We start from the raw sequence: 11,479 nt of genomic DNA on the forward strand, positions 1-11,479 counted from the left end.
TTAAATACCAATAGAGAAATCTTCTTTTTCTGTTGTCAAGTGTGGATTGTAGAAAGGATCCTGGGTTAATATTCCACCCCATATAGTAACCATATAATTCACTTCAGTTTTAAATCGATCCTTTTTTTCCTTGGTGTCTTCATGACCGCGACTAATCGACTCATGATGATAAAGTTCAGCATATGGTGTCCATAAATTACGATAGCCTGCCTGCCGAACTTTCAAACAAAAATCTACGTCGTTAAACGCAACTTTTAAATCTTTTTCATTGAGACCACCAACCTTTAAGTAGGTATTTCGTCTAACTATCAATACAGCTGCTGTTACAGCCGATAAGTTTTGCGTGAGCTTTAATCGTGAAAAATAGCCAGACGCACTGGTGTCAAAATACTTATGAGAATGACCTGCTACACCACCAATTCCCAAGATAACACCGCCATGCTGGATTTGGCCATTTGAATAATAAAGCTTTGCCCCCACACAACCGATATCTGGCCGGATAGCGTGACTTACCATTTCTGTTAACCACTCGGGATTAATAACTTCTATATCGTTGTTTATTAGTCCTACCAATTCGCCCGACGTCTGTTTAACACCAAAGTTATTAATGGCCGAATAATTAAAGGGATGGTCGTAACGTAATACGCTAACACGCTCATCTTCTTCTTGGATCTGTCTGAAAAAGCTTAACGTTTCGGGCTCGACACTTCCGTTGTCCAAAATAACGATTTCGTAGTTTGGGTATGTGGTTTTTTCCAAAATGCTACGCACCGCAACTTCAGTAATGGCCTTTCGATCTCTCGTCGGTATCAGCAGTGACACCTTAGGAGCCTTGTCTGGTAACGGCCAGTTTACCTTATAAGTGTTGGGGACTAAGCCAGCCTCGACCTTAACCCCGGATGGGCCATTATCAGTAAAGTAGTCCTGCAAGGCTTTAATACCCGCTTCAGTTGTGTAACTTTTTTCGCCTGACGCCAATGCGGTTGAACCTTCTAGCATGCGCCAATGATAGAGGATGCGCGGAATGTGATGTATTTCATTATCTTTGACATGCGAAAGACACCGTAACAGCAAGTCTTGATCTTGCGAACCCTCAACCCCGGTTCTGAAGCCTCCAATCTTTTTAATAATCTCGGTTTTGTAGACCCCGAGGTGTGAGACATAATTTTGTGAGAAGAATAAATCTGGGTTCCAGTCACACTTAAAATGCGGGCTGGAACGATTTCCTTCTTGATCGATTTTATCCTCATCACTGTACAAAATTTTTGCATCTGGATGATGGTTAATAGCTTCAGCCATAAAGTAAAGGGCGTGTTTTGCTAGCATATCGTCATGATCCAGCAGGACAATGTAGTCGCCCGTTGCTACCTCTATGGCAGAATTTGTCGCCCTTGAAATATGGCCATTCTCAACTCTTTTGACGACTTTTACCCTACTATCCGCCTTAGCGTATTCATCTATTACTTTCACAACATGGGGCTTTGGAGAATTATCGTCAGCGATACAAAACTCGATGTACGGGTAACTTTGATTTAATACCGATTCAATACACTCGCGAAGGTACTGTTCATCCGTGTTATAGGTCGGCATAACAATCGAGAACAGTGGTTTGTGCTGCCATTGTTGAATATCACGTTGGACTTGCTTTTTAGAGGGTAGACTTGGTAATTCGACCTGCTTGATCCAGTCTTTATAACTAACTTTATTGGCTTTCGGTTCCAAATGAGCATCATAATCAGTATATAATTTTTCATTCGCGTTTTGCGAATTATCGCCTAAATTTGGAACCTTTTCATTATCTAGCAAACCAACCATCATTGTGTCTTTAGCAAATTGATGGTCTATTTCGCCAAACGAAAAACTATCTAAAACAAATTCATCTTTATGATCGATAGGGTCAATACGGACTGATTTAACGGGAGCCTTTAAAAATATAACTCTTGAAACTTGCTCTTCCGATTTTCCGAAAATATTAACAGTATCGTTTTCATTAAATCCGTCTCCATAATCCAGATATAATCGCGTCGTATAGTTTTTTCTTTCAGACAGTAGTTTTAGCTTAAGCCCTACGAGTTGAAAACCTCTAAGAACGGGGTTTTCAAGGCTCAATAAAAAACTTGGGTCATCATTTAATGCTTTGAAACTATTATTTTCATTTTTTAGGTTCGCATTTATAATGAGCTTTTCTTTATCTAGCCTGAATTTATTGATAAGTTCATGTTTTAATGATACCAACTCTTTCTTATTATTTTTTATCCTTAATAGATTTTCTAGCGCAGAGGATTCACAACTCTTTTCTTGACGTTTATAAAGAATCGATAGATTAAATAATATGAAGTCACTTACGGCATCACTTTTCGATACCCAAAGCGCTCTATAGTATTGTTTTTCTGCAGCCTCTAATTTTCCATCCCTAAATAACTTATTAGCTTTAGAAAAAACTGTCTTCTTCCTTGAACCGCCGTTTCCCTTAGTCATTTGTTCTCCTGACATCTTAAACGAGAATCTGTTTACTTAAATTTTTTAATGTCATCAAAGACTGAGCCATTTTCATCTTTTTGCGAAAGCTCGACTTTACCATTAATGATCGGCCATTTAATATTCACAGTCTTATCATTCCATAGTAACGAATATTCGTCACCGGGGGCATAATAATCGGTACATTTATATTGGAATTCTGCATATTCACTGGTTACATAAAAACCGTGTGCAAACCCTGGCGGTACCCAAAGCATTTGTTTATTGTCTTCGTTAAGATGTACACCGACCCATTGACCGAATGTTGGAGAGCTTTCTCTCATATCAACCGCCACATCAAATACTTCGCCTCGGGTAACTCTTACCAGCTTACCTTGTGGGTTTTGATGTTGAAAATGGAGGCCCCTCAGAATACCTTGCTTAGACGCTGAGTGATTGTCTTGAACAAATTCGTAATTACCACAATGTTTTACAAACTCATCTTGGCGAAAGGTTTCCATAAAAAAGCCACGTTCGTCACCAAAAACTTTTGGAGTCAGTAATACGACGTCTGGGATTTCTAGCTGTTTATAGTCCATAATTATTTGTTTCCTTCCTCGGATCTGATTTTGAATAAAATATCTTTAAGCACCTCGACTTGAGCTTCGACTTTTTGCATTTCTCTGCCAATGGCATCCTGATTTAACTTTGTTTTTTCGTTTTCTTCTGCAAGTTTATAATTTGCTTGCTCAAGCTCTGTGTTTCGTTTTGATTTTATTTCTAGTTTTTGTGTTAAATCCTGTTTTTCGGATTGAAGTTGCTTTAGCTCAATTTTTAGTTTTGAAAGTTCGGCGGCGGTTTTCTCCAACTGCTCCGATGTTTGGGTTAGATTATGCTTTAATTTTTCGAGTTCTTTACTCGTGCCGGAGGCAAGAGCTACGGCGTCGTCGCGTTCTTTTTTCACTTGTTCGAGTTCTTTACTCGTGCCGGAGGCACGAGCTACGGCTTCGTCGCGTTCTTTTTTGATTTGTTCGAGTTCTTTGCTCGTGCCAGAGGCGCGGGCTAAGGCGTCGTCGCGTTCTTTTTTGATTTGTTCGAGTTCTTTACTCGTGCCAGAGGCACGAGCTACGGCTTCGTCGCGTTCTTTCTCTGCATCGGAGGCACGAGCTACTGCTTCGTCCCGTTCTTTTTTAAGTTTGGCGAACTCGGCGGCTGAGTATTTATCGAAGGAGTAACACAGAACCGGGAAGTCTGGATCGTCGTATGGCTCGTTACGGGTATGGTACCCTTGTTTATCCAGCCATTGTTTGATTCGCTCAAGCGTACCGCCTTGCTCAAAGGCTTGTTCGGTGGTGGTGGTTAGCACCATCTGTGAGAACAATGGCTTTTGGCCGGCTTTCAGTATCGACTCAATCAGCTCCAATGCCTGTCCTGGCAGGTCAACAATCAGCAGGTTGTTTTCTTTACTGCTTAGTTCCAGTTGCCGCACAAAATCCGGCAATGCCTGGGTATCAACGGCTTTTTCCTGTTTCAACTTTAACCCGGGGAATAGTTGATCAAGCTCCTTGGCTTTTTTTAAACCACTGAACTCGTCCAAATTATAGCTGAACCAGGTCTTTGTTGTTCCATCGTCGGACACTACATGTTTGTGCAGGGTAACTTTGTCGCTGTTTTGCAGTGCGTTCATCGCTTGCTGCAACGGTTTGTGTTTTTTGCTGTCGCCTTCCACCAGGTGCCAGTGGTTGGCGTTAATTTGCGTCAGTAACTCGTCCAGGTTCTCACCATAGCCAGCGCCAAGGTAGACCACGGAATCAAATGTTATTGCTGCGAACGGATGTTTTGCTGCCATGACTTTACTGCCCCGTTACTTATTGGTGTTTTTCGGTTGAGGCTTTGGCAGCCGTCCTTCTGCCTCCCCGTACAAGACGAAATGTAGCAGTGGGTTTACTCCTTCCTGCGCTACATCGGGGTTTTGCTCAAGATAAAAGGCGCTGTTAAATTTCGGGCTGGGGTCTCGTGCTTCGAAACCACCGAAACGCAGGTAATGTTCAGCGGGATTTACCCCGGCTTCCTGCAAGTCGGGATATTGTTGCAGATACCATTGGCCGTCAAAATATTTCGAACTTTGTAGTTGTGCAGCCTGCTCCTTGATCCATGCGTTTTTGTCACTGCCTTTGCGTTTGCCCAGCTTAAGCCGGTTTTTAATGCGTGACGACAGCGCGCGTTTGGCTGGTTGCTTTGTGGTAGTCGGTTCCATTGCAACGGAGGTTGCCGTTTCTGCGGATGCTGCGCTGTCCGTATCTCGTGTTGCAGTAATTACCGGTTCTGCTGTCTGCTGCGTTTCTTCTGTGCGGGTGTTTGATGCCTGAAACTGTTGGTTCAGAGTTTGCAGTTCCAGGGTGATGAGTTGCTGGTTGAGTCTGGCAATTTCGGCTTCTTTTTGGGCCAGTAATTCTTTACTCGCGCCAGAGGCGCGAGCTACCGCTTCATCGCGTTCTTTTTTAAGTTGTGCGAGTTCTTTACTCGCGCCAGAGGCGCGAGCTACGGCTTCGTTGCGTTCTTTGTGCGCTTGGTTCAGTTGCTTTTTGCTGACGGTATCGGCAAGGGCCACTTCTAACTGTGCTTGAGTGTCCATCAGTTGTTTGAGCAGCTTTTTATTGTCAGCTTTTAATGTCGCGATTTGCTCTTTGTATTTTGCATCTATTTTCTTTTCATTTGCCATGCGTTTTTCATTAATCTCGCGGTTTCGTTTTTCAGCTTTTTTTAGTGCCTCTGCGTTACTTATTACCTCTGTCTCAAACTGTTCCTGAAGTTTTTGTAATTGCTCAAAGATCTCATCATTTTCTTTTTTCAATGAATCTTCTGTTTTCAACAATTCACTTTGTTTTATTTGCTTTCTTTCGAGCTCTTCCTGAATATTTTGCAACTCATTAAGCAGAAGTTCATTTTCGCTTTCCAGGTTTTTTAACATTGAAACGTCAGCAGCTTTTTTCTCTGCTTCGTCAGCGCGTTTAATGCTATTGCTTAGCTCCTGCTTGATTTGTTCCAGCTCTTTATTCAGTACAGATGCCTGGGCTTCGGCCTCATCTTTGGCATTTTTGAGCTCTTGCTGCTTATCCAAGGAAGTTTCGTATTCCTCTTGTACTTGCTGCAACTGGAGTAACAGTAATTCGTTTTCTTCTTTGGCTTCTTTTAGTTCGTTGCTCGTGCCAGAGGCACGAGTTACGGCTTCGTCGCGTTCTTTTTTGAGTTGTTCGAGTTCTTGGCTCGTGCCGGAGGCGCGAACCACGGCGTCATCGCGCTCTTTTTTGATTTTTTCGAGTTCTTGGCTTGTGCTGGATGCACGAGCGACGGTGTCATTGGCTTGTTGTAGAACGCTTTCGACATCCACATCGACGTGGTAGGCCTGTTCGGATAGCTGCAGAGTGCTGGCCTCCAGTTGCTCGATGATGGCCATGATGTCGTTATTTTGCAGCACTAACTGGTGTCCCGCCATCAAGGTCAGATGGCCGGGGCTTACATCAAAAACTGCTAACTCGTTGCTGTCCAGTTCGGTTTGTTCGGCCAGTGCATCTTGGTGTTCCAGTGCATCCTGTAAACACAGTAACCGCACTTTTCGACGGTTTTTACGTTGTGCCTGGAGGGCTTCGTTAATGCCGTTTAACCAATCACTACACACGTCTGCGGCTTTTTTTCCCTGCTCTAGCCCGTGCGCTACATACACACTAGGGTGACTGTAAAACACGTGAACGGTGTCGTCACTGGTTTGCAACTTCTCGGCAATCTGCTTGGCAGTGGCTGGTGTTGCCGTATCGGCAAACACATGAACGCTCATTATCTCTGTCATCTAGGGTGTACCCGTATTCGTTAGATTCTGTTTTTAATCGGATTAGAGTTTTAATATTTTTATCAATTTGCGGTTTACATCACGCACGTTAAAGCGCGCTTCAGCCATTTTACGACTGGCGCGGCCCATCGCAATCAATGCGTCTGGGTTATCAATCATGCGTTGCATCGCCTGCTCCAGCGCATCCACGTCGTGTGGCGGCACCAGGTAGCCATTAATGCCTTCGTCCACGGTCTCACGGCAGCCGGGGCCGTTGGTGGTGATCACCGGACGGCCGACGGCAAGGGCTTCCTGAGTGCTGCGCGGCAGCCCTTCACGGTAGTAGGAGGGCAACACAAACACGCTACTTTGCTGAATATGAGGTACTACATTATCAACCTGACCGTGATGCACAATCACTTTTTTATCAACGTAGTGGTTCAGTTCTTGCTGCGACATACCGTGCTGTGGTGAGGCGGCGCCCACCACGGAAAAACGCACGTTAGGATGACGTTTTTTAATGCGCTCGGCGGCCTGCACAAAATAACGGATGCCCTTTTCGTTGAGCAGCCGCCCGACAAACACAAAGGTTAACGGTTTTAGCGGCACCTCGGTATGGGCAAAGCGTTCGAAGCACACGCCAATACCGCCCAACACCACGGTGTTGGGTAAGTCGACGTTGCAATGGTGCTTCAGATCCGCCTGATCGTCATGGTTCAGCAAAATCAACGCGGTCGAGCGTGGCAAAGCCAGTCTGAACAGCCAGCACTGTATTTTTTTTGCCAGCCGCATTTTCAGGCTGGGCTTGTGGGCCGCGACGGTAAAGGGTCGCCCCAGCCCCTCAATTTTCGCGATACGCTGCGGTATCCGCGCGAACCAGGCAGCCAGCGTACCGTAGATAGCCGGCTTGGCAAAATAACAAAAACTGATGTCGATGCGATGCTGTTTAAACGCTTTGTACAATTGCCATAAGGTTTGCAATTCGTTGAGCGGGTTGAGTGAGTAACCGTCCAACGAGTAGCGCACCGGAATAAACCCCATCTCACGAATTTTCATTTCGCTGGAGGTGGTATAATCAATCGCAAAGGCATAGATCTTATGGCCTTTGGCGGCTAGCTCACGCATTAACTCGCCGCGGAAGCCAAGCATCACACTGACTTCTTTGCCGACAAAAGCGACCCGCTTTTGCGTTAATCCGGACGCTTGTGCCATGTCGGTTAGTACCGGCGTAGCATGTGTTTTATCACGCGCCGCAGCAGCCGTTTCGCGGTGCTGATAAGGCGGGTTTTGGCGCGGACCGTAAATGCTGTTGTCGATGACTGCTCTCGCTGTTGTTTCAATAACCTGTGAGATAACCAGTTAATAACCTCTTCAGGGCCTACCTCGGCCGTGCGGTTGTCCCGGCTGTCAGCGTACCCGGGTATACTGTACCGTGGGTAACAAATGAGGCTGGCCGCGACCAGCTCGGCCAGGCTCCGCCGGCGGCTGCGGCGCGGGTTAGGCAGATGATCCCGGGTTAACCCCCAGCCACTGTAAAACGGCTGGCCGTAGCAATGAACCTGTTTATTGACCTGACCCTGCCAGCGCAGCAGTGCTTCAAAGCCGGTTAATGAGGTCAGTGTATGCACTTCGTCGGCGATCGCCAGCACGTGATTGATGCTGACGTCGGTCACAATAACATCGGCGTAATCGCTGGCCTTTTGCTCGTGCCGGCCTTTACCGCGGGCGCCGGCGACAACGTCGGGATGCGGCTTATAAATGATCAGTGCCTGCGGGTTATCCTCGCGTACCCGCTGCAACAGGCTGATGTTGGTTTTTAGCTGCGGCGAACCTAACTGAATGCTGGCGTCGGTTTCGACCTGCCCCGGTACCAGTAAAATGCGTTGTTGTTTTTGTTCGGCATGCGCTTGCAGCGCTGCGCCCTGCGGCCAGTGGGTATTACCCGTGTTGTATTTATTGATGCCGCTTTGATTAAGCTGTTGTATCAATGCTTCAGCACGCTGTTGCAGCGCGTCACTGAAGGTTTCATGCTGCAGCATATGCTCCAGATCCGACGGCCGGGTGGCATCAAAATACAGCCCACGGCGGTCGATAACCCAGGAGCACGGCTGGGTAAATTCGGCCCCCAGGCCGACCGAGCGGATAAAGCCGTCTTCTACCCGGTAAACGGTGACCTTGGGGTGAAAGGCGCTGTCTGGGGTTTTTAGCCCCCAGATTAAGGCGGTAGCGCCTTCGGGTACCTGGTCTGGCTTGCTGACGTAGATTGGCTTTAGGTGCCCGAAAAAGCGTTGCCAGGACGACTTCCAGAGTTTGTTGACGCCGACGATGTAAACCCCGTAGCGTGCGCCTTGGCGCACGGATGTTTCTGTCGCGTCAGGACGCGACCTACGAACGTCGGGGTGCGACGTGCCATCGGGATCAGTGTTTGTGGTCACGGATGATCGCGCGGGCCAGATGTACGATGGCGGCGATAAACAGGGTAAATAACAGGAATACCACCCAGTTGTACATGCGCTCCGGCTTGGTTGAATACTCCGGCTGAGTCGGGAACTCCAGTATCGACACCTGTTTGAGCTTCCGGGCCGCTTCGATGCGGGTACTTTCCAGCGCGGTAATAGTGGTGGTGTACAACTGTAACGCAAACTCAGCCCGCAGTTGCAGGGTTTCGTACTCGGCCGAGGTCTGGTTCAGCGCGTTACCGGTTTGCTTCGCCAATTTGTCCTGCTCTAACTGGATTTGTTCTTCTAACGAGCGGATCTCGCTGCTTAGCCGCATCACCTCTGGCGACTGTGGGCTTTGATAGCTCAATAACGCTTTTTTCCGCGCCTCTAACGCGGCGGTTTGTGCCTGCAACTGCGATACCGTACTGAAGATCGCCTGTACCGTTTGAGTGGGTGCTACCAGGCCCTTTTCGTTTTGAAACTGCAGCAATCGTTCGCGCGCATCAAACAACCGTTGTTCCGCAATTTTCGCCTGCTCGTCGATAAATTCGACCTGCTCTTCGGCCAGCCGCTGACCCATTCGGTTCATGTGCTGTTCGCCTTCATCCAGCAACGCTTGCACAATGTTGGTTGCCATCTCACGGTCATAGGCTTCCACCTGAATTTTTAAAATGGCTGAATACTCATCAAATTCGACGCTGATGTGTTTTAGCATGTATTCATGGAAGTGCTCGATGGGCACATCGGCGCTGCCGAGTCGTGACCAACGGTCAATAAACTGTTGTGAATAGTGGCTGCGGAGATCCAGATCCTGTTGCAGTTTTTTTAACATCGTCACCGACAGCAGATGGTCGCGCAGTAACAACAGATCACCCGAGCCCTGGGTACCGCTTAACAGCGATGAGATGTTCATGCTCGACAGATTCACTTCGGGGCTTTCCAACACGATGTGAGCGCGTGACACGTAGCGGTCGGTTGCGATCAGTCCCCAATAAATGGCGGCGATGACAATTAACACGCCCGCCAAAGCCCAGTGCGGCTGTCGTTTGGTAAAGCGGCGTGCAAAACGCAGTAATTTGCTCAGCAAAGCTTAATCCTCGTCGTCTTCGGTTAGGTTGCTGCGGTCGTATTTACCGCGGCCCTTTTTCTTTTTGTGTGCCGGCACCCGGCCGATGCTTTCGTAGTAGGCGTCCAGCGCATCATCGAGTTGGTCGTACCAAATGGCTTCGCCGTTGTGCAAAAAGATGCCTGACTGACACAGGTCGCGCAGGATCTTAACCTGGTGCGACACCATAATAAGGCTGGAACGGCCAACCCGATCCTGAAACGCCTTCGTGGCTTTTTCTTTAAAAGTGACGTCACCGACGGCTGTAGCCTCGTCCGACAGATAAACGTCAAAATCGAACGCCAGTGACAGCCCGAACCCCAGCCGGGATTTCATACCACTGGAATAGGTTGCGATGGGCTTGTCAAAGGCCGGCCCCAGCTCGGCGAAGTCTTCGACTTCTTTGATGACTTCGTCAACGTGCTTGTTGCCACCCTGTATGCGGGTTACAAACTTAACGTTCTGGCGGCCGGTCATCGATGCCTGAAAACCGCCGCTTAGACCAATCGGCCAGCTGATGCGGCAGCGTTCAATGATTTCGCCTTTGTCGGGTTTGTCCATGCCGCCCAGCAATTGCAACAAGGTGGATTTGCCGGCGCCGTTTTTACCGACAATACCCACCGATACGCCACGGGGAATTTTAAAGTTAAGGCCCTTGAGTACCCAGCCACCGCCAAAGGGGCCGTGATAGCGCTTCCAGACATTGCGCGCCTCCAGCATCGGTAATTCACTCACCCTTGCACCTCATTGTGTCTACGTAGCTTGCGCCTTTGGCGCAAGTCATAGTGCTTGTGCCAGCATTGCTTGCGCCCAAGGCGCAAGCTACGAACGGCGTTCATCGTGACACCATCCGCATTTTAAACCTAACGTGCAGCATTAGACCCAATAGAATTGTGCATATAGCCCATTCATACACATAACTCAGTTCAACTCCTCGCAACATATGATAGGTCGAAAAAAAGCTGCCGCGGATGAGTTCAATTGCATGCAACATTGGGTTATACAGCAGATATTCCTGTATAGCCCGAGGCATCATTTGCATTGGGATCATAACTCCCGAGAGAAGGTAAAGTGGTAAAGAAACCAGACTAACAATTTTTCCTGCCTCAGGAAAAAATGTAACCAAAACAGAGAAGCACAGAGCAAAGCCTAACCCTAACAACGCCACACCTAACCACACTTGAATAGCTTCCAAGGGTTTATGGGGTATCATATTAAAATCAAGTAGCACAAATATGGTTATCATTATTAGAGCTACAATGCTATGTAGAACCCCCTCCATTGTACAGCGAACTATCACGGTATCTGTAGGATGCACTTGACGGTAACAGAACAGAGCTTTATTGCCATTAATCGCTGACATGCCTCGGTTCCATAGCGCTTGGAACTTAAAGTACGTCAACAGGCCTATTACCAACCACGGAATAAACTCCACACCAGGCACCAACCTTCCACGACCAATCATATCGCGTACTGCAACGAGTAATACGACGTGCAAGATAGGCTGCAGAAACAACCACACCGGCGCAAAGCGATCCTGAGTCAGGCGCGCACTAAACTCGCGCATAAACAGCGCGCTGTATACGTGCCAGGTTACCAGGTACGGTGACCGCTGCTTGGCGTGCGGAATGCTCATATCGCTGTCAGCGG

General features: G+C 47.7%; 9 protein-coding genes. All 9 read right to left on the bottom strand.

From position 1 onward, the window contains the following. The 9 genes from CWE23_RS03995 to CWE23_RS04035 all read right to left on the bottom strand — a co-directional run bounded on the left by CWE23_RS03995 (position 1) and on the right by CWE23_RS04035 (position 11,465). Entirely contained in the window at positions 1-2,478 is a 2,478-nt protein-coding gene (locus tag CWE23_RS03995; RefSeq protein WP_126819579.1) for a glycosyltransferase family 2 protein, read from the bottom strand. Positions 2,479-2,510: 32 nt separating this feature from the next. Continuing rightward, positions 2,511-3,056, bottom strand: a complete 546-nt coding sequence (gene rfbC, locus CWE23_RS04000) for a dTDP-4-dehydrorhamnose 3,5-epimerase (protein ID WP_126819580.1) — start codon at positions 3,054-3,056, stop codon at positions 2,511-2,513. A gap of 2 nt (positions 3,057-3,058) precedes the next feature. Beyond that, on the bottom strand, positions 3,059-4,306 hold the full coding sequence (locus CWE23_RS04005) for a coiled-coil domain-containing protein (RefSeq protein ID WP_126819581.1): 1,248 nt from the start codon (positions 4,304-4,306) through the stop codon (positions 3,059-3,061). A 15-nt stretch (positions 4,307-4,321) separates the two neighbouring features. Further along, a complete protein-coding gene (locus CWE23_RS04010; protein ID WP_126819582.1) occupies positions 4,322-6,304 on the bottom strand; it encodes a coiled-coil domain-containing protein in 1,983 nt (660 codons plus the stop codon). Between the two features lie 42 nt (positions 6,305-6,346). Continuing rightward, positions 6,347-7,495, bottom strand: a complete 1,149-nt coding sequence (locus tag CWE23_RS04015; RefSeq protein ID WP_126819583.1) for a glycosyltransferase family 4 protein — start codon at positions 7,493-7,495, stop codon at positions 6,347-6,349. A gap of 5 nt (positions 7,496-7,500) precedes the next feature. Next, a complete protein-coding gene (locus CWE23_RS04020) occupies positions 7,501-8,718 on the bottom strand; it encodes a capsular polysaccharide export protein, LipB/KpsS family (RefSeq protein WP_157982905.1) in 1,218 nt (405 codons plus the stop codon). Beyond that, the gene (locus tag CWE23_RS04025) at positions 8,702-9,811 is read right to left on the bottom strand and encodes a KpsE/RkpR family capsule polysaccharide export protein (RefSeq protein WP_241970519.1); all 1,110 of its coding nucleotides are present in this window, start codon (positions 9,809-9,811) and stop codon (positions 8,702-8,704) included. Before CWE23_RS04025 ends, CWE23_RS04020 begins: the two co-directional genes overlap by 17 nt. Positions 9,812-9,814: 3 nt before the next feature. Beyond that, on the bottom strand, positions 9,815-10,564 hold the full coding sequence (locus tag CWE23_RS04030) for an ABC transporter ATP-binding protein (protein WP_241970520.1): 750 nt from the start codon (positions 10,562-10,564) through the stop codon (positions 9,815-9,817). 100 nt (positions 10,565-10,664) lie between these two features. After that, entirely contained in the window at positions 10,665-11,465 is an 801-nt protein-coding gene (locus CWE23_RS04035) for an ABC transporter permease (protein WP_126819585.1), read from the bottom strand. Between the last annotated feature and the right edge of the window lie 14 nt (positions 11,466-11,479).

This window comes from Idiomarina aquatica (assembly GCF_003987185.1).
Classification (GTDB): domain Bacteria; phylum Pseudomonadota; class Gammaproteobacteria; order Enterobacterales; family Alteromonadaceae; genus Idiomarina; species Idiomarina aquatica.

Excerpts from the sequence above, each read along its gene's own strand:
- CWE23_RS04015 (WP_126819583.1), bottom strand. The coding sequence starts at position 7,495 with ATGGCACAAGCGTCCGGATTAACGCAAAAGCGGGTCGCTTTTGTCGGC.
- CWE23_RS04035 (WP_126819585.1), bottom strand. The coding sequence starts at position 11,465 with ATGAGCATTCCGCACGCCAAGCAGCGGTCACCGTACCTGGTAACCTGG.
- rfbC (WP_126819580.1), bottom strand. The coding sequence starts at position 3,056 with ATGGACTATAAACAGCTAGAAATCCCAGACGTCGTATTACTGACTCCA.
- CWE23_RS04010 (WP_126819582.1), bottom strand. The coding sequence starts at position 6,304 with ATGACAGAGATAATGAGCGTTCATGTGTTTGCCGATACGGCAACACCA.
- CWE23_RS03995 (WP_126819579.1), bottom strand. The coding sequence starts at position 2,478 with ATGACTAAGGGAAACGGCGGTTCAAGGAAGAAGACAGTTTTTTCTAAA.
- CWE23_RS04005 (WP_126819581.1), bottom strand. The coding sequence starts at position 4,306 with ATGGCAGCAAAACATCCGTTCGCAGCAATAACATTTGATTCCGTGGTC.